The organism is Micromonospora sp. NPDC005203, from assembly GCF_042872705.1.
Lineage (GTDB): Bacteria > Actinomycetota > Actinomycetes > Mycobacteriales > Micromonosporaceae > Micromonospora.
On the sequence record NZ_JBIAKV010000005.1, the window covers coordinates 346,113 to 371,584 of the forward strand.

The window sequence follows — 25,472 nt, forward strand, 5'->3', positions numbered from 1 at the left end:
GCCTGGGCACAGCACGACGCCGGGGTGAGGTACGGACGTGCCCGTCGGCCCGATCCGGCACCACCATCCACTCGGGAAGGAGCGACAGAGTGCCCACCGGAACCGCCGACCGCGACACCGTTGCGGACACCGTGAAACGGCTCGTCATCGCACAGTCCCAGCTGACGATCAGCACCGGTCGGATCACCGAGGCAGAGCCGCTCGCCGGGCCGTTGCTGGACGTCACCTCGCTGGGCCTGCTCGCCGTACTGATCAAGATCGAAGAAGAGCTCGGTGTCACGCTGCCCGACGACCTGTTCTCCGCCTCCCTGCCGCGCACCGTCGGCGACCTGGTCGACCTCGTGCAGCGGACCGCCCGATGAGTGGCCCGGCCGCCGATCTCGGCGCGGCCCTCGATGCGCTGCCCGCCGACCTGTTCGACTGCGTACAGGTCAACCTCGCACTGTTGGCCGACGTGCGACACGGTCTCGGCACCCATCTGCGGCTCGGCGCCCGGCTCGCCTTCCGACCCCGACTCGACGACGGTTGGTGGACCGTCGAACCCGTCGTGGCCGACCAGGTGGAGCACTCGGCCGGGCTCCTCGGACTCGGACTGGACGAGCGCTGGGACGCCTGCCCGGCGGGCCGGGTGCCCGGGTTGATCGCCCGGCGCGAGCCCCTCTACGTCGTCGCCGACGCCTACCACCTGCCGTGGCTTCCCTACGCCGGGCAGGAGCACCTGCGGCACAGCTTCCTCGTGCACTCCCACGACGACGGCGTACGTGTCTGGGACGCCTACCGCAACGACACCCGGTGGGGGCCGGCGGTGCCGGGACACTGGGACCTGAGCGAGAAGGACCTGATCGCGGCACTCGGCGACACCGCCGACGTGATCAGCTTCGGCACGGCGGCGCTGCCCGAACCGCGGCCGGCAGTCGAGTTCGACGACCCGACCGAATACCTGGCCGCGTACGCCGACGCCCCGGACCCGGCTGCCGCGTTCGCCCGCCTGCCCCTGCAGACCTGGCTGCTTGCCCGGTCCCGGCTGCTGCACGCCGCCTACCGCGACCTGGAGCTCCAGGAACATCTCGGGGCCTGGCAGGGGCTGGTTCAGCAGACCTACGTCGCGTGGCGGATGGTGCAGCGCGGCCGGCCCGCGCCGGAAGCCCCGCTGCGGCGACTCGGTGACCTGCTGCACCGGGACCAGGTGCTCTTCGCCGTACCGACGGCCGGCGGGCAGCCGTGGCGGCAGCACGTCGCCGAGGCTGCCGCGTCCGTCCTCGGCCTGCCCGTGCCCGCGGTGCTGGGTGGTGCCCGGTTCGACGCCTCTCCCGAGTACGGCTCGTTGCGGATCGTCGAGATCGTCGAGCTGGTGGAACGGGTGGTCGGTGTGGAACTGTCCGCCGACGATCTCGTACCGGAGAACCTGCAGGACCTCGACGGCCTGTGCCGGATCGTCGCCCGCGCCGGGACCGGCGCCCCATGACCCTGCTGCACGAACTCTTCGACACGGCGGCCCGGCGTGCCCCCGACGACGTGGCCGTCACCGTAGGCGCGGACCGGGCCACCTTCGCCCAGGTGGTGACATCGGGTCGCCGGATCGCGGCCGGGCTGCTCCAGGCCGGCCTGCGCCGCGGTGACCGGCTGGTGATCGTGTCACCGCCGTCGGTGGTCCTGCCCGCCGTCCTGTACGCCGCGGCCCGCGTCGGTGTCGTCTTCGTCGTCCTGCACGAACAACTCCGCGGTGATCCGCTGCGGCATGTGCTCGAGGACTGCGAACCGGCCCTGGTCCTCAGCGACGACGCTGAGGTCAGAGCCTCGGCGGTCGAGGCCGGGTCTGCGGCGGGCGACCTGAGCGGACTGGCTGCGGGGGCACCGCTGGACGGCTTGCCGCCGGGTGGTGCGCCGCTGACCGTGGACCCGGTGTGTCTGGTCTACACCTCCGGTTCCACGGCTCGGCCCAACGCGGTGGTCACCACCCACCAGCAGATGCTGTTCGCCGTCGCGGCCATCCAGGAGGCCGTCGGCTACCGCCGCGGCGACGTGGTGTTCTGCCCATCACCGGTCTCCTTCGACTACGGGCTGTACCAGCTCTTCCTCGGTGCGCTCAGCGGCGCCCGGATACACCTGGCCGGTCTGACGGCGACCGGCCCCGGCCTGTCGGCGGCGCTCGCCGCGACCGGCGCGACCGTGTTCGCGGCAGTCCCGTCGGCGGCCGAGATGCTGGCCCGGCTGCTGGGCCGTGGCGGTGAGCCGCCCACGTTGCGGCTGCTCACCACCACCGGCGCGGCGATGCCCGCGGACCTGCTGCAGACGCTGCGGTCCCGGATGCCGCAGCTGCGGACCCAGGTGATGTACGGCCTGACCGAGTGCAAGCGGGTCGCCATCATGCCCCCGGACGGTGATCGGGAGCGGCCCGGGTCGAGCGGCCGGCCGCTGGCCGGGACGGAGGTGTTCGCCATCGACGGCCAGGGACGTCGTCTGCCCGACGGCGCTGTCGGTGAGCTGGTGGTCCGTGGTCCGCATGTGATGTCCGGCTACTGGCGGCGTCCGGAGCTGACCGCCGACCGGTTCCGGGTGGAGGAGTGCCTCACCACCCGGCTGCGCACCGGCGACCAGGGTCGGGTGGACCCCGGGGGATGGGTCTACGTCGACGGTCGTACCGACGACATCTACAAGGAACGCGGATACCGGGTGAGCGCCACCGAGGTGGAGGCCGCGGCTCGCCGGATACCGCGGGTCACGTCCGTCGCGGTCCTGCCACCCCGCGACGGCGTGTGGTCGGTGCTGGTCGCCGTCACGGAGTTGGCCCCGGAGACGGTGCTGGACCGGCTGCGTGACCATCTCGAGGTGTTCAAGATCCCGCAACGGTGTGTGGTCGTCGACGGTCTGCCGCTGACCAGCAATGGCAAGATCGACCGCAAGGCTCTGACCACCCTGGTGGCCGGCCATGCTTGATCCCGCGCTGGCCCGGCACGTCGCGGCCTCGGCCGGAACCCCGGCTTACGTGTACGACCTGGCAGCCGCGCGGGACAACCTCGCCGCCCTGCGCACCGCCCTGCCCGAGCGGACTGAAACGTACTACTCGGTGAAGGCCAACCGTCACCCGGAACTGCTGCGGGCGCTGCACCACGCCGGCAGCCGCGCCGAGGTCTGCTCCCCGGGCGAACTCACCGCCGCTCTGGCGGCCGGCTGGGACCCCGACACCATCCTGTACGCCGGACCCGGCAAACGCGACCTCGATCTGCGCACCGCACTTGCCGCCGGAGTGCGGCACTTCTCGGTGGACTCGCCGCACGCCCTCAACCAGCTGAACCGTTGCGCGGAAGCGGCCGGTGTGCCGGTGTGGTGCCTGCTGCGGATCAACGCCGACGCGCCCGCGTCCCGGCCCGGCCTGACCATGACCGGGGTGTCGTCGCCGTTCGGTGCCGATGCCCGCTGGGTCGCGACCGCCCCGCAACGGTTCGGGCACCGGCCGCACGTGACCGTGACCGGACTGCACCTCTACATGGGCACCAACCTGACCACCGTGGACGATCTGCTCGCCCAGTTCACCAGCAGCCTGCGGACCGCCGCCGACCTGCGCGAGGTGCTGCGCGCCCAGGGCGTACGCCTGGACGTGCTCGATCTCGGCGGCGGATTCGGTGCGCCGTTCGCCCGGGCCGGCGGTCGCCTCGACCTGTCCGGGCTACGTGAACCGCTCACCGCCCTGCTGGACACGGAGGTACCGCACTGGCGGGACGGCCGGCCCCGGATCACCTTCGAATCGGGCCGCTACCTCGTCGGTACCGCCGGTACCCTGCTCACCCGGGTCCTCGACGCGAAACCGTCGCACGGCAGCAATCTGGTCGTCCTCGAGTCCGGCATCAACCACCTCGGCGGTCTGTCGGGGCTGCGCCGCCTTCCACCGCTGGTGCCGAGCCTGATCCCGGCCGACGCGGCGGCGCCTGCGGCGGACACGGTGCCGACCACGGTGTGCGGTCCGCTGTGCACCCCGCTGGACGTCTGGGCGCGGGGCGTCGAACTGCCCCGACTCGAACCCGGCGACCTGCTGGCCGTACCCAACGTCGGCGCCTACGGCCTGGACGCGAGCCTGCTCGCCTTCCTGGGCCATCCGCTGCCGGCCGAGGTGGTTCTCGACTCCACCGCCCCGGACCCGGCCACCTGGCACGTGTCCCGGATGAGCCTGGTCCGTACCCCGATCTCCCTGGGAGAGCCGCTGTGAATCCGGAGTTCGTCGCGCTGCTGTCGCGTTTCCTCAAGTACGCCACCCCCGACCAGATCACCGACGACGCCGTACTTCACGATCTGGGCCTGGACTCGATGCAGTCGATCGAGCTGCTCTTCGCCATCGAGGACGACTTCGGTGTCAGCCTTCCCGACGAGGCGTTGACCGAGAGCACGTTCGCCACTGCCGGAAGCCTCTGGGCGGCCGTGCGTACCGCTCGCGGTGACGCCCCATGACGGCGGTCGCCACGGCCGTCGACCTGGCCGGCCGGGTGGAACGGGTCACGGCGGTGGCCCGGGAACATGCGCGGCGTACCGACGACGAGGCGCTCTTCCCCACCGAGGCGCTGGCCGAACTGCGCGCGTCCGGGCTGCTGGCGTTGGTCGTGCCGGCCGCGTACGGCGGGCTGGGCGGCGGCCCGGCAGAACTGATCGACTGTGCCGAGTCGCTGGCCCGCGCCGACCTGTCGGTGGCGCTGATCTTCGCGATGCACTGCCAGCAGGTCGCCACCGTCGTCAGGTATGGCGGCGACGAGCTGCGGGCCACTCTTCTGCCGCGCGTCGCCGCGGGCGAACGCTATCTGGCGTCGGTCACCACCGCCGCGGGCACCGGTGGTCACCTGCTCTCCGCGAGCGCGCCGCTGCGGGACACCGGGGAGGGGCTGCTGATCGAGCGGTTCGCGCCGATCGTCACCGGCGGCGCCCACGCCGACGGCTTCCTCATCACCATGGGCAGCCCCGGCACGGACGCACCCGGACAGGTCTGCCTCGTCTACGCCGAGCGCGAGCAACTGCGGATCACCGAGTCGGGCCAGTGGCAACCGATGGGCATGCGGGCCAGCCACAGTGTGGCGCTACGGCTCACCGGCACGGTCCCCCGCCACCAGTTGATCGGCGCGGAGCACGGGTTCCGGGAGATCTCGCTGGCCCTGTTCTCGCCGCTGGCCCACCTCGGCTGGGCCGCCTGCTGGCTGGGTGCCGCCGCCGGGGCGCTGTCCCGGGTGGCGACGCTGCTGCGCAGCCCCGACGGCCGGCAACGATTCGACCACCGGTCCGAGCTGCTCCTGACCCGGCTGGCACGGGCCCGCCATCGGATCGACGCCGTCCACGCGCTGCTGCGGCACACCCAGCACATCGTCGAGGACGGCGGTGACCTGTCGGCCGCGCCGGTGCAGATGCTGCTCAACGGCCTGAAGGTGACCGCGGCGGAGTCGTGCCGGCAGGCCGTCGAGGAACTCGTCGACGCGGTCGGGTTGCGCCACGGCTACTTCAAGGACTCGGACACCTACCTCGAACGGGTCCTGCGGGATCTGCGGTCGGCGGCGCTCAACTACCACAACGACCGTCTCGACCTTGCCGACGGACGGCACGTGCTGCTCGATCGGAAAGTCACCCATGTCGGTGGGTGACCGGACGCCAGGGGCCGGGGACGCGGTGGCCCGGGCGCTCACCGGAGAGCGCCCGGTGTGGTCGGCTCTGGGGGCGTCCGGCCTGATCGCGGCACTGTACGAGCCGGGCGGACGCGTCAATTCGGAACGGCTCGGCCGGCTGCTGGCCGCGGTGGACGCGTCCCAGCCGATCGGGGTCACGCTGGGCGTCTGCGTGCAGGTCGCGGCGGCACTGCCGCTGCTGCGTACGGCCCTGCCGGACCATCCGCTGACGGCCGAGGTGACCGCCGGGCGGGCGGTGCTGGCGCTCGCCGCCACCGACAGCGGCCGAGGTTCGCAGCTCAGCTCGCTGGGCAGCGGCTACCGGATCGACGGCGACCGGCTCACCCTGACCGGCGCGAAACGATGGATCACCAACGCGCGTACCGCCGACGCGTTCCTCGTGCTGGCCCGCCACGACGAGGGCCGACACTTCACCAGCTTCAGCTTCGTGCTGGTTCCGGCCGACGCACCCGGTGTGACCGTGACCCCGACCCGTACCGAGTTGTTCGACGGGGCCGGGCTCGGCGACGTGACGTTCACCGGCGTACAGCTCCCCGCCACCGCCGTCATCGGCGGCCGTGGCCGGGGGATGGCCCTGTTCGCCCGGCACATCGCCACCGAGCGGCTGGCCGGTGGTCTGTGGGCGGTCGCCCTGTGCCGGCGGGTGCTGGCCGACACCGTGGAACGCCTGCGCCGGCCCGACGACGGCGGCACCTCGCTCTGGCAGGACCCGGGCGTACGGCGGAACGTGGCCGGATGCCTGGCCCGCGTCCACGAACTCCGCGCGGTGTGCGTGACCGCCGGCCCGTGGGTTGCCGAGCGCCACGATTCCGCAGCCGCGGCCCGCGTCAAGATCGCCAGCGCCGACACCGTCGACCACGTGCTCGGTGAATGCGCTCGCCTGCACGGCGCGGCCGGGTTCCTCGACGGCGGCGTCCAGCGGCTGCGCACGGAGGCGGCGGTGTTCGGCATCGGTGGCGGTGTCGGCGAGGTGGCTCGTGAGCTGCTCGCCGACCGCGTCGATGACCTCCTGCACGGTCTCGCCTGGTGACGGTGGTCGAGGTGGACACGGACGTGTGGGCGGCGTGTGGGTCGTACCCTTCCGCACCGGACCTGCCTGCGCGAGCTGTCGGAGGTTCCGCTGGCCGTGGCCCACGGGACGGGGTAACGATGACGAACTGGGCGGATCTGAGCTGCTACACCAGCAACCTGGCCGCCTACCTGTCACCCGGGCGGCCGCACCTGCGGTCCGAGTTGGCCGACGCGGTACGTCTCGCGGTCCTCCCCGCGACGACGGCCCTGTCGCATCACGGCCGTATCGACGGTGGCAGCCTGGGATATCTCGGGACCGGCCGATGGGCGCAGGCCACGGCCGGGATCGCCGCCGAGCTGGAGACCCATGGCGCGGTCCTGGCGGTCGCGAACACCGAACAGCTGCCCTGGTCTCCCGACTACCAGCGCCGCGCGACCCCGCACTGGGTGCTGCTGACCGGCCGCCCCGAAGGCCGCTGGCAGGTGGAGGACCACTTCGCCGCGACGACGCCGCATGGTGAGCATCGGCCGTACCACGGGCCGGTCACCGAGGACGAGCTGCGGGTGCTGCTCACGCCGGTCACCAGAGAGTCCGGTGAGGTCGCCAACCGCGATCGGCACGCCCTCGGCGAGCCCGTCGAGGTGCCACCGCCGTCGCAGTACCGCTGGCTGGCCCGTACCGCTGCGGTGCGTCCTCCCGTGGAGCCGGGATGGCTCACCGGCTCGGCCGCCGTGACGCACCTCGCCGCGGCGGTCGAGGGCCCGGCAAGGCTCGCCGCACTGGCCGACGACCTGTGGGCGGCGAGCCGGCACCAGGTGTTCCGCCACCGGGTCCGGTCGGCCGCCGGGCTGACCGACCCGGCGGTGGCCGCAGCCGCCGTGTCCGCCTGGGAGGACCTGCCGCGGGCTCTGCGGTTCGCCGTGGAGTCGGCCGGCCGTGGGCGGCCCCGGCCGGGTGTGGTCCGGGCTGCGTTCGACCGGGTCAGCACCGAGGGGGCAACCGCGTGAACACCCTGTACGACTGGTTCGCCGAGTCCGCCGCCCGGCATCGGGACCGGATCGCGCTGGATCTCGGAGCCAGTCAGCTCCGGTACGGGGATCTCGACGCTCTCGCGGGCCGGGTCGCCGCCGCGGTGATCCACCGGCTCGGACAGCCCCCGCGCCGGCTGGGGCTGCTCGCGGCACGCAGCGCCGGTGCGTACGCCGGATATCTCGCCGCGTATCGGCTGGGCGCCACGGTCGTACCGCTCAATCCGGCGTATCCGCCCGCGCGGACCGCAGCCGTCGCCGCGGCGGCCGACCTGGACCTGGTCCTCACCGACGCCGACGGCAGCGTCGGTGCGGTGCCGGTGCTTCCGGTCGACGATCGCGCCCTCGCCGCGCTCCCACCGGGCGACGGTAGGCCCGCAGACCGCGGGGACGCGGCCGGTCCGGCGTACATCATGTTCACCTCCGGGTCGACCGGGACGCCGAAGGGTGTGCCGGTCACCCATGCCAACGCGCTCGCCTTTCTGCGGGCCGTGACCGGACGCGCGGCGCTGACCAGCGACGCCCGGGTGTCGCAGACGTTCGATCTCACCTTCGACCCGTCGATCTTCGACCTCTTCGCCAGCTGGGGCGCCGGAGCGACAGTGGTGGTGCCGCAACCGGCCGACCTGATGGCGGCGGTCCGGTTCGTCCGGCAACGCGAGATCACCCATTGGAGCTCGGTGCCGTCGGTGATCGCCATCGCGCGGCGGCTACGGCAGTTGGGTCCGGCCCGGATGCCGACGTTGCGATGGAGCATGTTCTGCGGCGAGCCGCTGACCGTCGACGCCGCGTCCGACTGGCAGGCGGCCGCCCCGAACAGCGTTATCGAGAACATGTACGGACCCACCGAACTCACCGTCACCTGCACCGGCTACCGCCTGCCGGTATCGCCCGCCGACTGGCCTGCCACCACGAACGGCACCGTGCCCATCGGGGAGCCCTACCCGGCGGTCGACTGGCTGCTGCTCGACGAAAACCTGCGCCCCACGGCCGAGGGAGAGCTGTGCGTCCGGGGTCCGCAGCGGTTCCCGGGCTATCTCGATCCGGCGGACGACAGCGACCGGTTCGTCACCGGCGCCCCCGGCCGTTACCGGCTCCGCCACGGCCCACCGTCCGGCTCCGACTGGTACCGGACCGGGGACCGGGTCCGCCACGAGAACGGCCGGCTGATCCACCTCGGCCGGCTGGACCACCAGGTGAAGGTGTCCGGATACCGCGTCGAACTCGGCGAGATCGAGGCGGTCGCCCGGCGGCACCCGGAGGTCGCCGAGGCGGTCGCCCTGGCCCTCGCGGTGCCGGCGGGTGGTGTGGATCTGCACCTCGCCTACGAGGGAACGGTGAACGACGAGGAGAAGCTGCTGGCCTTGCTGCGGTCCACGCTTGCCCCGTTCATGGTGCCCCGCCGGGTCACGCGGTTCGAGGCCCTGCCGCTCACGACCCACGGCAAGATCGACCGGATTCTGCTCGGCGAAGTCCTGCGATCAGGTGACCGGTAGGTAGCCGGCACCGCCCCGCGCGGTGGTCAGCGACGCGCTGCGACCGAGGGCTGCACCGTGGACACACACGGCGCGACGCCGGCCTCCGTTGAGTGATCACATCTACGCTTCGCTGCTCGCTGTGACGGTGAAATCACCTGTAAGGTCATCGAGTCCCGTCGCCTGACCGATTTGCCTTAGACCTGGGGAGGTTGAGTTATGGTCACGTCCCCTGTGACCCCCCTGACGGTGTCCGCCGAGCGAGGGCTGGCACGCAAGACACTGCGGATGAGTTCGCTCGTCACATTCGGCGCGACCGCATCGTCCCCGATGGCCGTGCTCGTCGGCGGCATCGTGGCCACCTATGCGGCCACCGGCAACACCGGCGTGGCCAGCAGTTTCCTGCTCCTGACCGTCGTGATGCTCCTCTGGGCGCCGGGATATATCGCCATCGCCAGGTATGTGCCGCCCAGCGGGATCTTCTACACCGCCCTCGCCGCCGGGCTGTCCCGGCCGGTCGGCGTCGCCGGTGCGCCAGTCGTGCTGCTGGCCTACAACACCATCCAGATCTCGCTGTACGGCCTGCTCGGTTCGGTAGCAAGTGGACTGATCGGCGGCCCGTGGTGGGCCTGGGCTCTTCTCGCCTGGGCGATCGTCGCGACATTCGGTATGCAACGCACCGGCATCAGCACCGCCATGTTCGGAACCATCCTGGTCGTCGAGGTCGTGCTGCTGCTCGTCTTCGTGCTGATGGGGCTGGCTCACCCGGCGGGTGGTCAGCTGACGTTCGAGGCGTTGAACCCGACGCAGCTGTTCGGCGGCGGGGTGGTGGCCGGCCTCGCGGTCCTGCCGCTGGGTATCGCCGCGTTCTTCGGCACCGAAACCCCTGCCGCTTACGGCGCCGAGGCCCGCTCACCGCGGGCGGTGTCCCGCAGCATCTTCTGCGGGATCCTCGGCCTGGGCCTGCTCTACGCCCTGTGCGCGTGGGCGATGGTGGCCACGGTGGGCGCGGACCAGGTCGCTGATCTGGCCCGCGACCCGTCGGTGCCGCTGCCGTTCGAGGTCTTCTCCACCTCCCGCGCTGGCACGGCCGGCGTGCTGCTCGTGGCGCTGGGCAACCTGCTGCTGATCAGCAGCGTCCTCGCGGCGATGATCAGTTTCCACAACAGTGTGGCGAGGTACGTGTTCACGCTGGGCAAGGACCGTCTGCTACCAGCGCGTCTGGCGACGATCCGTGAGGGCGGCTCCGGTGCGCCGCAGGGCGGATCGGTCGCTCAGTCGATCACCGCGCTGATCGTCCTTCTGCTGTTCGTGATGAGTGGCGCCGAGGCGCTGACCATGTTCACCTGGCTTTCCAACATCGCTGCGGTGAGTCTGATGTTGTTGATGGCGGTGAGCTCACTCGCCACCGTTCGCTTCTTCGCCGGGGGCGGTGGGCGCAACGAGTCGCTGTGGGCGCGGAAGATCGCACCGACGCTCGGCGGCATCGCCATCGCGGTGATCCTGCTGGTCACGCTGATCAATATCAGTGCCGCGCTGGGCACGCCACCGGGGTCATATCGGGCGTGGCTGGTGCCCGGGACGGTCGGCGCCTTCGTCCTTGTCGGCGTGCTGTGGGCGGTCAGCCTGCGGCTTCGCCGGCCTGAGCTGCTCGCCGCCGTCGGTGTGCGTGAGACGAACCCGACGCGCCAGGTCGACGAGGATCTGGGCCACCTCACCCTCTGAGTGTCCTTGAGGGACAAGGCAGGCGGGGCCGCGTGTGCGGCCCCGCCTTTGCTCTGTCGAGCTGGCTACGCTGCCCCGCCTCTGCCCTTTCCGATCCGCTGAGCGCCGTGGTGGACCAGGGTCGCCAACTGGGCTATACCACTCCAGATCGGCGCGTCTCCCGGGTGACTCTGCAACGGCCGCCACGCCTCGTACGTCGGCGTCGTCGACTGAATCAACGGCTTTCTCCACGGGTCGGTGGGCCGATCGACGAGAATCCGCGTCTCCTCGGGGTCCATCAGCTGGATGTAGAACCGTCCCGGGATCCTATCCTCGCCTTCCACCTGCCGCATCGTCTGCTCCCAGGTGCCCAGCGGACCATCGAGCGAACTCACCGCGATGCCGATGAACGTCGAGTCGGCGTTGACCCGCTCATCCACCCGGTTGCACATCTGCGGTGGCTGACGCGGGTCCAGCCCGCCGTGATCGAGGTAGTGCTGTGCTGTCTCGGTCAGGTCGTACAGCAACCTGGGCAGGTTTGACACGTCCTCGCCAGCCTTGTCCAGCCGCGTCGCCGCTCCAACCTCGAAGACCGGCCGGTCCGGCGTGGAGCCCGGGAACGGCACCGCGTAGAGGAACGCGAAGCCGTACGGACACAACGGGCTACGCCGACGCTGGGCCCAGGCGTGGCGGCCGTGCATGGTGTTCATCAACCCGACTCGGCTCAGCGCGGAAGACCGCAGCGAGGCCCAGAGCCGTCGAGTCTCGGGATCGCTGACCGGCGCGGCGGGGGGCGACTCTCGCGCGGCCGGCGGTGGATCGGGTGGCGGCTGCTGCGCGGGAGACGCCGCATGCCACGAGGCCGGCGGGTACCGCTCAGCTGCCGGCGACGGCACGGCACTCGTCGGCGCCACCCAGGCATGCCTGCTGTCCGACACCGGCGCCTGCTGGTAGGGCGACGTCTGGTTGTCCGGCTGCTGGTCCCAAGGCGCTGCCGTCGTCCAACCGCCACTGGCGGACGCCCTCCAGTTCTCCGAAGTCCACTCAGGAGGCCCTGGCTGGGTCGCTCGCCTGTCATACACCACGATGTAGTCCTCCCCGGAAACCGTCGCCATAGCCTCTCATCGCACACGCACCGCGATCAACCGCACACCACCAGTCCGTCCGAATGCTCGACATAGGACCGGTTGCCCACCGGGCGCAATCATGGTCCACTTTGTGTTTTTGGTTGCCTAACAACGGAGTGCTCGTGACCACCCCCTGCCATCAGCGATGCGGTCTGCTGGTCCGTGATGCCGTGAGTGCCGCGACGGCGGGTCCGCGATGAGCGTTCCCACCAGCGTCCCCGACAATCTTTCCCTCGCCGCTCAGATCGAGAACCTTCTCGCCAGCTTGGCGAAGGATCGCTCGATCGGCTTCCCGGCCGCACGGGACATCGACTACGGGCCAACGCTTCCGCTCTTCCGGATGTTGATCAACAACGTCGGCGACCCCGAGACCGCACCGGACACCGCCCACACGAAGGCGTACGAACGGGAAGTCCTCAACTGGCACGCCGACCTGTTCCGCGCTCCAACCGGTGACCGGTGGGGCTACCTGACCGGCGACGGCACCGAGGCCAACCAGGCGGCGATCCTGCTGGCTCGCGACAGGTTCGCGGGCGCGGATCCCGTGCTCTACTACAGCCAGGCCACTCATTACTGGATCAACAAGACGGCAGGCATGTTCGGCCTGCCCGAGGTGGTCATCCGCACCGACAACACCGGCGAGATCGACTATGACGATCTGCGCGGCGAACTCGCCCGACGCCGGGACCGCCCAGCCATTGTCGTGGCCAATGCTGGCACGACCGTCACGGAGGCGGTCGACGACCCCGTTCGGATCCGCTCCATCCTGTCCGACCTGGCCATCCGCAAGAACCACCTGCACGTCGATGGCGCGCTTGCCGGCGTCCCGCTGGTCCTGCTGCCGGAGCGGCCGGTGGCTCTCGACCTGGACGCCGTGATCGACTCGGTGGCCATCTCGTGCCACAAGTTCTACGGCACCACGATCACCGGTGGACTGGTCCTGACCCGCCGCTCACTACAACGAGCAGCCCGGCGAATCGCCTACACCGCCACGACCGACACCACCATCGGCGGATCCCGCACCGGGCAGCTCGCCGTGCAGATGTGGTACGTGATGCGGCTGTTCGGCGAGGACGGGCACCGTGAGCGCGCCGAACAGGCCCGTGAGACAGCCCGCTACGCCCACTCGCTCCTGGCCAGTATCGGCTGGCCCGCCTGGCGCAACGTCCACGCCTTCACCGTGTACTTCACCACCCCGCCGCTGACAATCGCCCGTCGCCACGGGCTCTCCAATGCCGACGGGGGCATCAGCCACCTGATCTGCATGCCAGGTGTCACCCGCCAACAGATCGAGGCCCTCGTCGCCGACATCGCCACCGTCAAGGGCACCGACCAGCCCGGTCCCAGCCGCGGTGTCCGGCGGCTCGTGCCGGTCGCGCAGCTTCCCCTCAGCGCCGAGCGGCCCTGATCGCCCTACCAGCCGGCTTCGGTGACGATGCCGGCACGCCGGGCGTGCGCACGCCACCGTGCCAGGTTGGCGGGCAGGTGGAACGGCTCCGCAGCGGCAGGGTGAGCCAGGACAACCTCGGAGATCCGCCCGGCGAGACGGATCTGCGTGCTCATGGTGACGACCTGGCCGAGGCTTGCGATCCTGGCCGGAATCTGGAGTTCGGCGTCGCCCAGAGCGCAGATCCTGCCCTGCGTGGTGAAGGCGTCGGACAGCCGCGCCCAGAAGGGGTCAAGAGACCGGCGCAGCTCACCGCTGCCGGAAACCGCAACGTTCCAGGGCGGATTGGTCACCATCGCGTCGATGGATCCCGGGGCCCAGGCAGATCTCCCCGCGTCGGCGACCGAGAACCGGACCCGCACTCCTGCGCGTTCCGCGTTCCGCCGCGCGTTACCGACCCGAGTGGCGTCGATGTCGCTGGCGGACACGTCGGCACCCGTTTCGAACAGGGCAGCCTCGATGGCGATCGTGCCGTCTCCGCAGAACGGGTCGATCATTGTCTGGCCAGCAGCGAGGTCCGCCAGCATCGCCAGCATCGCGGCCACTGGAGGGTGCAGAGTCCCAGGTCCCGCCTCCTCCTTGTAGCCTCGCCGGTGCAGGGGGCGCTGCCCGAGCCGGATCGCCGCGACAGCCGTCGACCCGCGGAGGAACAGCCGGACGGTCAGGTCGGGATCCTTGGGTCGCACGCTGTCCGTGCGCGGCAGGTGGGTGCCTCCGAGCTGCTCCTGGAGCAGACGTCCGGTGCCGTTCTCCACGTCGAACCGGTTGTAGGTCCGTCGCCCTTCGAGGCTCGCGACGACATCGAACCTGAGCGCCTCGGGAAGTTCACGTAGCGCGGTAACGGCCGGGATCGAGGACCTCCACTCCAGCCGCGCCAGTTGGGTCGCGAGTGGCGAGAGAGCCGCCTTGGTGTGTCCGATACCGCCGACCTCACCCACCTGGACGAAGAGGTCGTCGACGGTCTTGAGGCGTGCGGCGGCCGGCTCGGGGCGCTCGGTCTCGAAGCTCACCTCTCTGGCCGCAATGGTGATCATGGTGGCGCCGGCGATGTCGCGCTCGATCTCCGCGGCCGAGATCCATTCCAGCCCGCGAACCGTCCGAGCGATGTAGCGGAAGGTCACGAGCCTGATTTGTGGTCTGCGCGGGAAGGTGCACCGCTTCGGCCGACGACGGCCGGCGTGACCTCCGCGGGGTCCTCGCGGTGAGTCATGGTGGGTGTCACCGACGCGGTCACCCTTCCTGGTCACATCAGTCGAGAGCCGCGCAACGCGGACCCGCTCGGGCCCCTCATCATAGAACTCCCGCCGGGGTGGCCTCCCGCTGCCGAGGGGACGACGCCGAGGAAGGCCCGTCGCTGTTGGGCCGAGACCGGGTCCCAGGCGGTGCTGGTCAGCTCGTTCGCCGCACGGGGGGCGCTCACCTCACGGGTCGGTGATCTGGTCGACCAGCACGCTCTCCTTCCGTGGACTGTTCGGGTGCCGCCCACAGCGGCATGGGTCGGCCCGACACCCGCATCCTGGCGACCAACGCGGATCGGAAGCCGTCCACCGGGCGCGGTGGCCGGGGATCACGGGGAACGCTTCCGGGCCACCGCCGGACCTGTCGCCTGACCACGCCCGCACCCGCTGCGGCGTCCGCGCCCAGGGCACCGACGGGGGCACCCCGAGGCGTGGACGGCATCGACAGGGTTTGGTGGGCGGACGATAGGCTGCGGGCGGCAGTCGAGTGACCTAAGGGGAACGGGTGACAGGCGGAACGGTTCGCGCGGTGATCGCGGTCTGCGGGCATCCGGCGTGAGTGACGGGATGCGTCCCGGGGACCCGGCCCGCCTCGGTGGGTACGACGTGCTCGACCGGCTCGGCGACGGGGGCATGGGCACTGTCTTCCTGGCCCGGTCTCCGCAGGGTCGGCAGGTGGCGGTCAAGGTCGTCCGGCCGGAGTTCTCGCATGACGAGGAGTTCCGTGGTCGGTTCCGAAGTGAGGTGAACCGCGCCCGCCAGGTTCCACCGTTCTGCACCGCCGAGGTCCTGGACGCCGACCCGGACCACAACCCGCCGTACCTGGTGGTGGAGTACGTCGAGGGTCCCAGCCTGGCCCAGGTGATCAGGGATCGAGGGCCGCTGGGGGCCGCGCAACTGCACAGCATCGCGGTCGGGGTGGCAACCGCGCTCACCGCCATCCATGGCGCCGGGGTGATCCACCGAGACCTGAAGCCGGCCAACGTCCTGGTCGCACCGGGTGGGATCAAGGTCATCGACTTCGGCATCGCCCGAGCTTTCGAGGCGACGAGCCAGCACACCCGGACCAACCAGATGGTCGGGACCGTCTCGTACATGGCCCCGGAGCGGTTCGACGCGTCGTCCGGCCACACGGTGGGTCCGGCTGCGGACATCTTCGCCTGGGGCGCCCTGGTCGCTCACGCCGCGACCGGCCGCAACCCGTTCGGTGGTGACTCCCCGACCGCCGTCGCGATGCGGATCCTCACCCAACCGCCGGATTTGACCGGCCTCGGTGGTGCGCTGCGGGAGTTGGTCGCCCGGGCGCTGGAGAAGGATCCCGCTGCCCGGCCCACCGCCCGGGAGTTGCTCGACGAACTGTTGACCGCGGCGAATCAGCGGGGTGCTGCCGAGACGGCCCAACGCCTGGCGGAGATGCCCACGGTGCGTACGGCACAGGCGCACGGTGGTGCCGACCAGGGGCGGCGTTCGAAGCCGTCGGCCGGGCGCGTGGGCTCGGGCCGGCGTCGTTGGCTCATCGCTCTGGGGTCGGTCGTCGCGGTGATCGCGGTGCTGGTGCCCGCCTTCCTGTTCGGCCCGCGACTGCTGGACGACCAGGCCGGATCCGCCCCGACCGGCTCGGCGGCGGCGGGGAGTCAGGCGGCGGGCGGGGCATCGGCCGCCGCGTCCACGCCAGCGGCTACGCCGACCGCTTCGCCGTCGGCCGCCGCGGACCCTACCCAGGCCATCCTGACCGGACAGCGGCGGATCCTGGTGCACGTGGTGGAGATCGACCGCGATCTGTCGCTGCCGTCCTACGGTGAGGTGGAGGTCGGTGGCGGGACCGGCAAGGACGCGCTCTTCGTGCTCGAACCGGATGGCGTCGACTACATGATCAAGTCATTGAACCCGGAGATCGCCCACCGACCGTGCCTCGGGGTCAAGCGAGATGGGGACGACAACAAGTTGTTGGTGGGAGCCGAGTGCCGGCCGACCAAGGCAACCCGGTTCTCGATAACTCCTGAGGGCAAGGACGACAAGGGGCGCACCGCCTACGTCATCGTCAACGAGGAGTACGGCGTGGTGCAGTGGAGCCCGACCAAGAGCGAGATCTACGTCGAGTTCATGGGTGACGCCCCGGTCGACACCCACTTCAGCCTGGTCGACCGAGGCGCGGTCTGAGGCGGGCGTAACCCTTTTGCGTCGCTGAGCCCCGGCCCAGGAGCCGTCGGCGCGCGGCGTGTGCCGTTGCCTGACCCACGTCTTCTGAACCTGGGCCTGGTGCGCCGCCGCGGCGGTCCGGCCGACCGCGGCGGGCCGGGTTGGCGTTGCCCAAATAATGGGTAACCGTCGATGTTAGCGCCAACGCGCCGACCCCTCAAGGGCTCCGGCCGCGGTCGGTGTCGACGAGCTGGGGTGGATGCCTGCACAGGTCTGGTGGGAGGCGATCTCGCCCTGGGTCACGACCCGTCACCGCCTGATGTTCCCAGCACGTTACGTCTTGACGAACGGCATGTTATCGCTCACAGTCGATGGCTAAGGGCGACGACATCCATGGCTTACCGGGGAAGCCTGCTTCGTCAACCCTCGAATCGGTCGTGCGCCAGGGCATGCATGCGTGTTGTTAGCGCTAACTTCCCCGACGCATCGCCCGGGCACGTGTCGCGGTGCGCCCACCCTCGGGCAGGCCGTTCGGCTTTGGTCATTGAAGGAGGATCATGTCTGCCCTCGATAGGTCTCCATCGATCGCACCGCCCTCGCGGCGGCGTTGGTGGCTTCCCCGCGTTCTCGCCGCTGGCGCGGCTGCGGTACTGGTCGGCGGTGCTGCCGTAGCGGTGGTGTCGTCACCCGCCGCCGCGGCGACTGTCGACACGAGCGCGTGGTACGTGTTGATCAACCGCAACAGCAACAAGGCCCTGGACGTGTACAACCTGGCCACGACCGACGGTGCCCGGATCACCCAGTGGACGCGCAACAACGGCAACCAGCAGCAGTGGCAGTTCGTCGACTCCGGCGGTGGGTACTACCGGGTGAAGTCGCGGCTGTCCGGCAAGGTGCTGGACGTCTCCGGCCGCTCGACCGCCAACGGCGGGCCGATCGTGCAGTGGTCTGACAACAACGGCACCAACCAGCAGTTCCGGCTGGCCGACTCGGACAGCGGTTACGTCCGGCTGATCAACCGCAACAGCAACAAGGTGATGGAGGTGCAGGGCGCCTCGACCGCCGACGGTGGCAACATCGTGCAGTACGACGACTGGAACGGCACCAACCAGCAGTGGCAGTTCGTCCGCGTCGACGGTGGGAGCAACCCCACCACGCCACCGCCGTCGTCCCCGCCGCCGGGCGGCGTCTGCGACCTTCCCTCGACGTACCGCTGGTCGTCGAGTGGCGTGTTGGCGACTCCGAAGTCGGGTTGGGTGTCGCTCAAGGACTTCACCGTGGCCCCCTTCAACGGCCAGCAATTGGTCTACGCCACCACGCACGACTTCGGCGACAGCTGGGGTTCGATGAACTTCAGCCTCTTCTCGAACTGGTCGCAGATGGCTTCGGCCACCCAGACCGGGATGAACTCGGGGACCGTCGCGCCGTCGTTGTTCTACTTCGCGCCGAAGAACATCTGGGTGCTCACCTACCAGTGGGGGGCCGGGGCGGCGTTCCACTACCGGACCTCGACCAACCCGACCAACCCGAACGGCTGGTCCGCGGCGCAGCCGATGTTCACCGGGAGCATCACCGGTTCGGGCACGGGGCCGATCGACCAGACGGTCATCGCCGACGACACGACCATGTACCTGTTCTTCGCCGGCGACAACGGCAAGATCTACCGGACCAGCATGCCGATCGGGAACTTCCCCGGTAACTTCGGCAGCAGCTACACGACCATCATGAGCGACACGCAGAACAACCTGTTCGAGGCCCCGCAGGTCTACAAGCTCCAGGGTCTGAACAAGTACCTCATGATCGTCGAGGCGATCGGTTCGACCGGCCGCTACTTCCGCTCGTTCACGGCCACCAGCCTCAACGGTACGTGGACGCCGCAGGCCGCGACCCAGAGCAACCCGTTCGCCGCCAAGGTCAACAGTGGTGCCACCTGGACCAACGACATCAGCCACGGTGAGCTGCTGCGCACCAACGCCGACCAGACCATGACCGTCGACGCGTGCAACCTGCAGTTGCTCTACCAGGGTCGTTCGCCCAGCTCCGACGGTGCCCCCTACGGCCTCCTGCCGTACCGGCCGGGTCTGCTGACCCTCCAGCGCTGAGTCGTGACGCAGGTCTGACTCGTTGCTGACGAAGGACCCGTGGCGGACACCGCCACGGGTCCTTCCGCGAGATGGCGACGGGCAGGCGCGGGGTCTGGCTCGATCGGGGTGCCGCTGCTCCCCGCGCTGGGATGAACAACGTGCGCGGTAGATGTCTGTGTCACCCGCGCTACTCGGTGGAACGGCGTGTGCCGCTCACGCAGGTGAGCACCTGCCCCTTACCGCGAGTGGTGCTCGCCGTGGTTGTCGCGAAGCCGTGGGCTTCCAGCAGCAACGTGGTCGAGGTGAGGTTCGCTGTGGCGTGTGCGGCCGTGGGTCGCTCGCCGAAGACGTAGAGCCGCCCACCGGGCTTCAGCAGGCTCCGCACCCGCTCGATCTGCTGTGTCGCGTCGCCCAGCCAGAACATGCTGACGTTCACTGCGAAGATCTTGTCGAAACGGAGTGGGTCAAGGTCGGCCGACTCGAACCCGACACAGCGAATGTCAGCTCGGCCGGCGTTGACATGGGCAACGTTCCGGTTGGTGGCAAGTCGCACCATCGTCGCAGCCCGATCGATGGCGACGATCCGACCGGTCGTGAGGCGGCTGGCGACCAGGGAGACGGCGGCTCCCCGACCGCATCCGATCTCCAGCACCGTGTCGTCGGGTGCGACAGTCATCGTCTCCACTGCCCAGCGCTGCCGGTGGGGCGTCGTCGTCCGCCCCGGCTCGTCCGGCAGGGGAATGTCGTTCCCGCTGGTGGAAGCCGGATGGCGGATGGGCAGAGTGCACTCCACGGCGTCACCTGAGGTGCCTGCTCTGCTCACACATCTGATTTCACCCTGCCGGACGAGCCAGTGCACCGTGTCCTCGATCACCGACGGCGGTGCCGTTGCCGCCCTGGCGCGCCGCGGCCCGGCCCGGGGCGCACCGCGGCCCGGCCCGGGGCGCAGCTCAAGCGCCGCCACCCCGGGCCGGACGGTGTGTCAGGCGGTCCGGTAGGCCCGCTGGATCGTCTCCGTGACCGTGTTGCCGGCGCTGTCGGTGGCTGTCAGCCGCAGCAGTTGTCACCCTCGATGCGCGGGGCCGCGTTGGTGATCGACGAGGGTGGCGTGGGCCGGTTCCGCGCTGAGCCCCGAACCATCAAGGCCCGGGGCGGACCGCTGTCAGAGCCAGACCACGATCCCGGTCAGGTCGTTGAGGACCGCCGCCACACCCGCCCGGATGGCTGCCGCGCAGCGCTCGCCGGTGAACGACTTCGGGTCGTACGTCGAGGACATGCCGAGCCCCTCCCCGCGGAACGAGGCGCCCTCCCAGTCGACGGACGTGACGTTGTGGGTGGGCTCGGCGAGTTCGGCGCCCACCACGAGGAACTTCTCGTCCAGGTGGTTCGGGGTGACCAGGGCGAGGGGGTCGATGAGGTCACCGCCGGCGCTGACGATGAGATCCGGCTTCATCTCCATGGCCCTGGCGATGCTGGAAACGGCATCGTGGGCGTTGCCGACGGTGATGGTCCGGAGATTCGCGTCCTCGTCGTCGGCCCACTCCCGCACGGCCGTCACGAGAGCCTTGGTCGGGTCGTCGGTGCCGGCGGTGAGTAGGACGACCCGATAGTCCTTCGGCGGGTGGACCCCGGCCCACGAGCCGGGTCGCGGCGTGATCGTCGCCTCCGGAGCGGGGGTGGTGGCGGGGTCGACGAATCCGGGGCCGAGAGTCCCCACGGCGCTGGGTGCGGGGTGCGGCTGGGACCAGTCGTCGCCGGAGTCGCAGGCGGCGACCAGCGCGGCGGTCGCGGCCAGCATGGCGACGGCCCGAAGCGGGGGGCGCAAGGTGGTCGTCCTTTCGAGCGGTGGCGGCAGTCTCGTATTCCTATCTCAATTCCCTGCACCGTTTATCCGCGGGCGGTCCTTCGCGGTAGTTGTTTTCCGGCGGTTCGTTGACGCGCGGGCTGGTGTTCACCCACGCCATGCAACGTGCACTGGCCAACCGAGGGAGTCATATGTTGGGGCGCGTCCGTCGTACCGTTATCTGCACCGCTGTCGGGATTGCCGCGGTGGTGCTTCCATTCTTGGGCGCCGAAACCGCTTCCGCGCACGGCTTCTCGTCGACTGTGTACGCGAAAATAACCCCCGGAGACGAGGGTCACATCCGGACGGCGCTGGATCTCGAATACGACCTTCTCGTCGTGTCCGCCGCGGATTCGGGCGACGATGACCCACTCTTCACGGCGGGCACCGCCGCATTCGACGCGGGCGACGGCGACGCCCAGGCCGCAGCACTGAAGAGCCACTCGTCAACGGTCCTCAGGTATGTCTCCGACCGGTTCTCGGTGACCGCTCGGGCCACCGCCTGTCAGCCGACGCAGGTGGGCGACGCGACGATCGGCGAGCGTGAGGGCGTGCCGTACGCGAATCTGCTGCTTGACTGGACCTGCCCCGAGCGGGTCGACCAGCACGAGGTGCGCAGCGCGTTGTTCCCGGACGACGAGGGCTACGTCAAGGGCACCAAGACGATCGTCACCTACGAGATCGACAGCCGTTCGGGCAGTGCGGCGCTGGACAGCGCCAACCCCAGCTTCTCGACGGCTCAGGCGTGGTACGAGCGGTTCGGGGAGTTCTTCCTGTTGGGCGCCGAACATCTGCTGTCCGGGATCGACCACATCCTGTTCCTGCTGGCGCTCATCGCCGGATCGCGGCGCCTGCGGGAGATCGTGCTCGCGGCCACCAGCTTCACCCTGGCGCACTCGGTGACGTTCATGCTCGCGGCCCTCGGCCTGGTCAAGGTGCCGGGGGCGGTCGTGGAACCGGTCATCGCGTTGTCGATCGCCGTCGTCGCCGGCTGGCACCTGTGGGGGATCTGGCGACGCGGCAAGCACGCGGCCGACCTGGAGACGGCGGGGCACGGTCACTTCAGCCTGGATCGGGCCGGCTGGATCCGTCTCGGGGTGGTCTTCTGCTTCGGCCTCGTGCACGGCCTGGGCTTCGCGGGCGCGTTGGGCATCGACGAGGCGTGGTCGTGGACCCTGCTGTGGTCGCTGTTGGTGTTCAACATCGGCATCGAGGTCGTTCAGTTGACGATTATCGCGGTGGTCTTCCCGCTCCTGCTCGTCCTGCGCCGCCGTGCGCCGAAAGCCGGCATCTGGGCGACCGGTGTTGTTTCCGCAGCCGTGTCCGTCATGGGGCTGATCTGGTTTGTCCAGCGCGTTTCCGGGTCCTGAGTAAGGCTAAGTAGTTCGCGAAGTGCAGGCTTTCGCAAGATCACGTTCATGGCCGGTTCACCAGGCGGCGAAAGCGTGGATTTGCTTCCCCGCGTCGGGTGAAGTCACCATCCATTTCTCTATTTGAAAAGGGAACAATGTCGATGACATTGAGCACCTCGACACGGGCCCCCGGGCTCGTGCGGCGGCGCGTGGTCGCCGGGGTCGCAGCCGGCCTCCTGGGAATGGGCGCGGCCCTCGGTAGCGGCCTCACGGCCACCGCCAGCGCGGCCGAGTCCACCACGATCACCGGCGTGATCCTCGGCGTCGGCGCCAACGAGACCCAGCGGATCGTGAGCTGGTACTCCTCCGCGGACACCGCCCAGAAGATCCAGCTCGCCCCGACCGCCGAAATCGTCAACGGCGAGTTTCCGGCAGGCGCCGTCAGCTTCGACGCCGTCGGCGCGGCGAACACCTCCACCACCGGTTTCAACCGGCACGCCACGATCAGCAACCTGCGCGAGAACACGGCGTACTCGTACCGGGTCGGCGCCGAGGGCAGCTGGTCCCCGGCGTACGCCTTCAAGACCCAGGACTTCGAGGGCGACTACGACTTCCTGTTCTTCGGTGACCCGCAGATCGGCTCCTCCGGTGACCGGCTGAAGGACCAGGCCGGCTGGGAGGAGACCCTGAAGGTCGCCACCGGGGCCAACCCGAACGCCGAGCTGCTGGTCTCCGCCGGTGACCACGTGGAGAGCGCCAACGACGAGGGCCAGTGGACCTCCTTCCTGGCCCCCGAGCAGCTGCGTCAGTACCCGCTCGTGGCCACCATCGGTAACCACGACGTCGGCGGCAAGTCCTACGAGCAGCACCACTTCACCCCGAACACCGACCGCTCGGCGCAGTACTACAACGGCGACCAGGCGACCCGGTCCGGCGGCGACTACTGGTTCATCCACAAGGATGTGCTGTTCATCGACCTGAACAGCAACAGCTACGCCAACCCGGCGGACGGCTCCGCCGGCGGCGACGCGGCGCACGTCGCGTACGTCACCGACGTGATCAACAAGCACGGCTCCGAGGCCAAGTGGAAGGTGCTGGTCTACCACCACTCCATCTACTCGCCGGCCAGCCACGCGACCGACAGCGACAACAAGCAGCGGCGGGAAGACTTCACCACGGCCTTCTCCAACCTCGGCGTGGACATGGTGCTCCAGGGCCACGACCACAGCTACACCCGCAGCTACTCGATCAAGAACGGCCAGAAGGAGAACCCGGCCGAGCAGCCCGGCGCTGCCGACGTGTTCCCCGGTCCGGGCGGCGTCATCTACGTGACGGCGAACTCGGCCTCCGGCTCGAAGTACTACGACATCAAGAAGCCGGACGACAGCGGCACCGGCATCCGGGGCAACGGCCCGGACCCGCTCGACCCGGGCAAGTACTGGTACAACTCGGTGCAGAACCAGGAGCACGTCCGCAGCTACGTCAAGGTGCAGGTGCGCGGCGACAAGCTGGTGCTGGCCAACGTCCGCAGCGGCACCTGCGCGGCGCCGAACGCGGCCGTCGAGAAGGGCCTCTCCTGCGTCAACACCCCGGACGGTCAGCCGGTCGGCTCGATCGTCGACAAGGTCACGGTGCACCCGTACCACGGTGACGGTCAGGCCATCCAGGTCAACGTGCCGAACGCGGCTCCGGGCGAGTTCGGCTGGACGATCGACGGCTACAACGGCCTGGTCGACCTGGGCACCGCCCAGGAGCGCGACGGCACCTACTTCGAGGCGGCCGGCAAGATCAACCCGATCCTCGTGTCGGACAGCCGCCGTTCGCTCGCCCCGTGGTCGATCTCGGCCAACGTCGGCGACTTCTCCGACGCCGACAAGAAGTTCTCCGGCTCCTACCTGGGCTGGAACCCGTACGTGCTCGACGGTGGCGCGGGCGCCGAGGCCGGTGCTCCGGTCCTGTCGTCCTTCGACGACCAGGGCAAGGGTCTCTCGGTCTCCAGCGCCCTCGCCGCGGCCGCGCAGGGTCACCCGCGGGGCGGCGCCCGCCTCGGTGCCGACCTGGATCTGAAGATCCCGGACAGCATCGCGAAGGGCAGCTACCGCACCACGCTCACGATCACCGCGCTGAGCAGCTGACCGAACTGTTCCACCGGGCGGGGTAGGCACCTTCGGGGGCCTACCCCGCCACCCATGTGCAGGCCCCTCAAGATCACCTCAAGGATCCTACATGTACCCGTCCGTAACGCGCTGGAAGAAGCTTGCTCGTACCACCGCGCTGTCCCTGCTCGCCGCCGTCGCGACCGTCGGCGTCGGTGCCGGCCCCGCCCTGGCGGCGGACGGCAACGTCGCCTGGACGGTCCGCACGGCCTCCAACGGCTACGGCGAGGCTCGGTCCAGTTACAGCTACAACGTCAACCCCGGCGGCGCCGTCGAGGACGCCATGGTGGTGGCGAACCGCGGCAAGGCGCCACTGACCCTGTCCGTGTACGCCGCCGACGGCTTCACGACCGACGCGGGCCAGCTCGACCTGCTCACCAGGGACGCCAGGTCCGTCGCGATCGGCGCCTGGGCGAAGCCGAAGGCCGGCAGTGTCGTGATCCAGCCCGGCAAGACCACGCAGGTCCCCTTCACGGTCAGCGTCCCGGACAACGCCACGCCCGGGGACTACGTGGGCGGGATCCTCACCACGCTCACCCAGGCCGACCAGGCCGAAGGCATCAACGTCGACAGGCGCCTCGGCATCCGGATCAAGCTGCGGGTCGGCGGCGAGCTGAAGCCGAACCTCGCGATCGAGGACCCGCACGTCACGTACGGCGGCTCGGCCAACCCGTTCCGTAAGGGCGACGTCACCGTCACCTACAAGATCCACAACATCGGCAACGCGGCACTCTCCGGGCAGCAGGCGGTATCGGTCTCGGGGCCGTTCGGTGTACTGCGGGTACGGGCGAAGGACATCGCCGCGCCGCCGGAGCTGCTCCCGGGCGAGAGTTGGGACGTGACCGTACCCATCGCCGGGGTCGCCCCCGCCGTCTCGCTGGCCGCGACCGTGACCCTCACGCCGCTGCTCAGCGACGCCTCGGGCTCCACCACCTCGCTCAAGCCGGTGACGGTCACCGCGCACGGCTGGGCGCTGCCGTGGATGTTGGTGCTGGCGCTCGTCGTGCTGATCGCCGTGCTCGTCGGGGCGTACCTGTACCGGCGTCGCAACCGGACGCGGCGCACGGTTCGCGAGGACGCCCGCGTACGTGACGCCGTCGAACAGGCCCTACGTGGCCCAAACCCGCAGACCTCCTGAGGCTCAACCCCCCGATCCCGCTCCCGCGATCTTGCACTTGCTGCCCCGTCATAGCAGGGCATTCCACGCGTA

The 25,472-nt window shown here is 70.0% G+C and carries 20 protein-coding genes; 16 read left to right on the forward strand and 4 right to left on the reverse strand.

Annotated features, from left to right (window positions below; translation table 11 throughout):
• Nucleotides 1-89: 89 nt before the first annotated feature.
• From ACFYPM_RS15355 to ACFYPM_RS15400, 10 genes are all read left to right on the forward strand, one after another.
• Complete coding sequence (locus tag ACFYPM_RS15355) at nt 90-362, forward strand: acyl carrier protein (RefSeq protein ID WP_387196300.1); 273 nt, start codon at nt 90-92, stop codon at nt 360-362.
• Entirely contained in the window at nt 359-1,465 is a 1,107-nt protein-coding gene (locus ACFYPM_RS15360) for an acyl carrier protein (protein ID WP_387196303.1), read from the forward strand. Before ACFYPM_RS15355 ends, ACFYPM_RS15360 begins: the two co-directional genes overlap by 4 nt.
• Nucleotides 1,462-2,937: a class I adenylate-forming enzyme family protein gene (locus ACFYPM_RS15365; RefSeq protein ID WP_387196306.1), complete on the forward strand. Its 1,476-nt coding sequence runs from the start codon at nt 1,462-1,464 to the stop codon at nt 2,935-2,937. Before ACFYPM_RS15360 ends, ACFYPM_RS15365 begins: the two co-directional genes overlap by 4 nt.
• Nucleotides 2,930-4,204 carry an alanine racemase gene (locus ACFYPM_RS15370; RefSeq protein WP_387196309.1) on the forward strand — a complete coding sequence of 425 codons (1,275 nt, stop codon included), beginning with the start codon at nt 2,930-2,932 and terminating at the stop codon, nt 4,202-4,204. Before ACFYPM_RS15365 ends, ACFYPM_RS15370 begins: the two co-directional genes overlap by 8 nt.
• Nucleotides 4,201-4,443: a phosphopantetheine-binding protein gene (locus ACFYPM_RS15375; RefSeq protein WP_357242539.1), complete on the forward strand. Its 243-nt coding sequence runs from the start codon at nt 4,201-4,203 to the stop codon at nt 4,441-4,443. The genes ACFYPM_RS15370 and ACFYPM_RS15375 overlap by 4 nt, the downstream gene beginning before the upstream one ends.
• The gene (locus ACFYPM_RS15380) at nt 4,440-5,615 is read left to right on the forward strand and encodes an acyl-CoA dehydrogenase family protein (RefSeq protein ID WP_387196313.1); all 1,176 of its coding nucleotides are present in this window, start codon (nt 4,440-4,442) and stop codon (nt 5,613-5,615) included. The genes ACFYPM_RS15375 and ACFYPM_RS15380 overlap by 4 nt, the downstream gene beginning before the upstream one ends.
• The gene (locus ACFYPM_RS15385; RefSeq protein ID WP_387196316.1) at nt 5,602-6,687 is read left to right on the forward strand and encodes an acyl-CoA dehydrogenase family protein; all 1,086 of its coding nucleotides are present in this window, start codon (nt 5,602-5,604) and stop codon (nt 6,685-6,687) included. The genes ACFYPM_RS15380 and ACFYPM_RS15385 overlap by 14 nt, the downstream gene beginning before the upstream one ends.
• 119 nt (nt 6,688-6,806) lie before the next feature.
• A complete protein-coding gene (locus ACFYPM_RS15390) occupies nt 6,807-7,676 on the forward strand; it encodes a hypothetical protein (protein ID WP_387196319.1) in 870 nt (289 codons plus the stop codon).
• A complete protein-coding gene (locus tag ACFYPM_RS15395) occupies nt 7,673-9,193 on the forward strand; it encodes an amino acid adenylation domain-containing protein (RefSeq protein ID WP_387196322.1) in 1,521 nt (506 codons plus the stop codon). The genes ACFYPM_RS15390 and ACFYPM_RS15395 overlap by 4 nt, the downstream gene beginning before the upstream one ends.
• A gap of 267 nt (nt 9,194-9,460) precedes the next feature.
• On the forward strand, nt 9,461-10,897 hold the full coding sequence (locus ACFYPM_RS15400; RefSeq protein ID WP_387196325.1) for an APC family permease: 1,437 nt from the start codon (nt 9,461-9,463) through the stop codon (nt 10,895-10,897).
• A 65-nt stretch (nt 10,898-10,962) separates the two neighbouring features.
• Here the strand turns inward: ACFYPM_RS15400 and ACFYPM_RS15405 are convergent, their stop codons facing one another.
• A complete protein-coding gene (locus ACFYPM_RS15405; RefSeq protein ID WP_387196328.1) occupies nt 10,963-11,586 on the reverse strand; it encodes a hypothetical protein in 624 nt (207 codons plus the stop codon).
• A gap of 613 nt (nt 11,587-12,199) precedes the next feature.
• Here ACFYPM_RS15405 and ACFYPM_RS15410 point away from each other — a divergent pair.
• Complete coding sequence (locus ACFYPM_RS15410) at nt 12,200-13,411, forward strand: histidine decarboxylase (RefSeq protein WP_387196331.1); 1,212 nt, start codon at nt 12,200-12,202, stop codon at nt 13,409-13,411.
• 5 nt (nt 13,412-13,416) lie between these two features.
• Here the strand turns inward: ACFYPM_RS15410 and ACFYPM_RS15415 are convergent, their stop codons facing one another.
• On the reverse strand, nt 13,417-14,571 hold the full coding sequence (locus tag ACFYPM_RS15415) for a methyltransferase (protein WP_387196334.1): 1,155 nt from the start codon (nt 14,569-14,571) through the stop codon (nt 13,417-13,419).
• 672 nt (nt 14,572-15,243) lie between these two features.
• On the opposite strand from ACFYPM_RS15415, the gene ACFYPM_RS15420 reads away from it, so the two are divergent.
• Nucleotides 15,244-16,848, forward strand: coding sequence for a serine/threonine protein kinase (locus ACFYPM_RS15420; protein WP_387196337.1), 1,605 nt, complete (start codon nt 15,244-15,246; stop codon nt 16,846-16,848).
• Between the two features lie 536 nt (nt 16,849-17,384).
• Nucleotides 17,385-18,929: a non-reducing end alpha-L-arabinofuranosidase family hydrolase gene (locus ACFYPM_RS15425; protein WP_387196340.1), complete on the forward strand. Its 1,545-nt coding sequence runs from the start codon at nt 17,385-17,387 to the stop codon at nt 18,927-18,929.
• 169 nt (nt 18,930-19,098) lie between these two features.
• On the opposite strand, the gene ACFYPM_RS15430 is transcribed toward ACFYPM_RS15425, so the two are convergent.
• Nucleotides 19,099-19,734: a class I SAM-dependent methyltransferase gene (locus tag ACFYPM_RS15430; protein WP_387196343.1), complete on the reverse strand. Its 636-nt coding sequence runs from the start codon at nt 19,732-19,734 to the stop codon at nt 19,099-19,101.
• Nucleotides 19,735-20,073: 339 nt separating this feature from the next.
• Nucleotides 20,074-20,736, reverse strand: a complete 663-nt coding sequence (locus ACFYPM_RS15435; RefSeq protein ID WP_387196346.1) for a hypothetical protein — start codon at nt 20,734-20,736, stop codon at nt 20,074-20,076.
• Nucleotides 20,737-20,858: 122 nt separating this feature from the next.
• Between ACFYPM_RS15435 and ACFYPM_RS15440 the strand changes: the two genes are divergently transcribed.
• The 3 genes from ACFYPM_RS15440 to ACFYPM_RS15450 all read left to right on the forward strand — a co-directional run bounded on the left by ACFYPM_RS15440 (nt 20,859) and on the right by ACFYPM_RS15450 (nt 25,400).
• Nucleotides 20,859-22,124: a HupE/UreJ family protein gene (locus tag ACFYPM_RS15440; protein ID WP_387196349.1), complete on the forward strand. Its 1,266-nt coding sequence runs from the start codon at nt 20,859-20,861 to the stop codon at nt 22,122-22,124.
• Nucleotides 22,125-22,267: 143 nt separating this feature from the next.
• Nucleotides 22,268-24,241 carry a fibronectin type III domain-containing protein gene (locus ACFYPM_RS15445; RefSeq protein WP_387196352.1) on the forward strand — a complete coding sequence of 658 codons (1,974 nt, stop codon included), beginning with the start codon at nt 22,268-22,270 and terminating at the stop codon, nt 24,239-24,241.
• A gap of 91 nt (nt 24,242-24,332) precedes the next feature.
• Nucleotides 24,333-25,400, forward strand: a complete 1,068-nt coding sequence (locus ACFYPM_RS15450; RefSeq protein WP_387196355.1) for a WxL protein peptidoglycan domain-containing protein — start codon at nt 24,333-24,335, stop codon at nt 25,398-25,400.
• The last annotated feature ends 72 nt before the right edge of the window (nt 25,401-25,472 follow it).

Excerpts from the sequence above, each read along its gene's own strand:
- ACFYPM_RS15360 (WP_387196303.1), top strand. The coding sequence starts at position 359 with ATGAGTGGCCCGGCCGCCGATCTCGGCGCGGCCCTCGATGCGCTGCCC.
- ACFYPM_RS15365 (WP_387196306.1), top strand. The coding sequence starts at position 1,462 with ATGACCCTGCTGCACGAACTCTTCGACACGGCGGCCCGGCGTGCCCCC.
- ACFYPM_RS15370 (WP_387196309.1), top strand. The coding sequence starts at position 2,930 with ATGCTTGATCCCGCGCTGGCCCGGCACGTCGCGGCCTCGGCCGGAACC.
- ACFYPM_RS15380 (WP_387196313.1), top strand. The coding sequence starts at position 4,440 with ATGACGGCGGTCGCCACGGCCGTCGACCTGGCCGGCCGGGTGGAACGG.
- ACFYPM_RS15385 (WP_387196316.1), top strand. The coding sequence starts at position 5,602 with ATGTCGGTGGGTGACCGGACGCCAGGGGCCGGGGACGCGGTGGCCCGG.
- ACFYPM_RS15390 (WP_387196319.1), top strand. The coding sequence starts at position 6,807 with ATGACGAACTGGGCGGATCTGAGCTGCTACACCAGCAACCTGGCCGCC.
- ACFYPM_RS15400 (WP_387196325.1), top strand. The coding sequence starts at position 9,461 with ATGAGTTCGCTCGTCACATTCGGCGCGACCGCATCGTCCCCGATGGCC.
- ACFYPM_RS15405 (WP_387196328.1), bottom strand. The coding sequence starts at position 11,586 with ATGAACACCATGCACGGCCGCCACGCCTGGGCCCAGCGTCGGCGTAGC.
- ACFYPM_RS15410 (WP_387196331.1), top strand. The coding sequence starts at position 12,200 with ATGAGCGTTCCCACCAGCGTCCCCGACAATCTTTCCCTCGCCGCTCAG.
- ACFYPM_RS15425 (WP_387196340.1), top strand. The coding sequence starts at position 17,385 with ATGTCTGCCCTCGATAGGTCTCCATCGATCGCACCGCCCTCGCGGCGG.
- ACFYPM_RS15445 (WP_387196352.1), top strand. The coding sequence starts at position 22,268 with ATGACATTGAGCACCTCGACACGGGCCCCCGGGCTCGTGCGGCGGCGC.
- ACFYPM_RS15450 (WP_387196355.1), top strand. The coding sequence starts at position 24,333 with ATGTACCCGTCCGTAACGCGCTGGAAGAAGCTTGCTCGTACCACCGCG.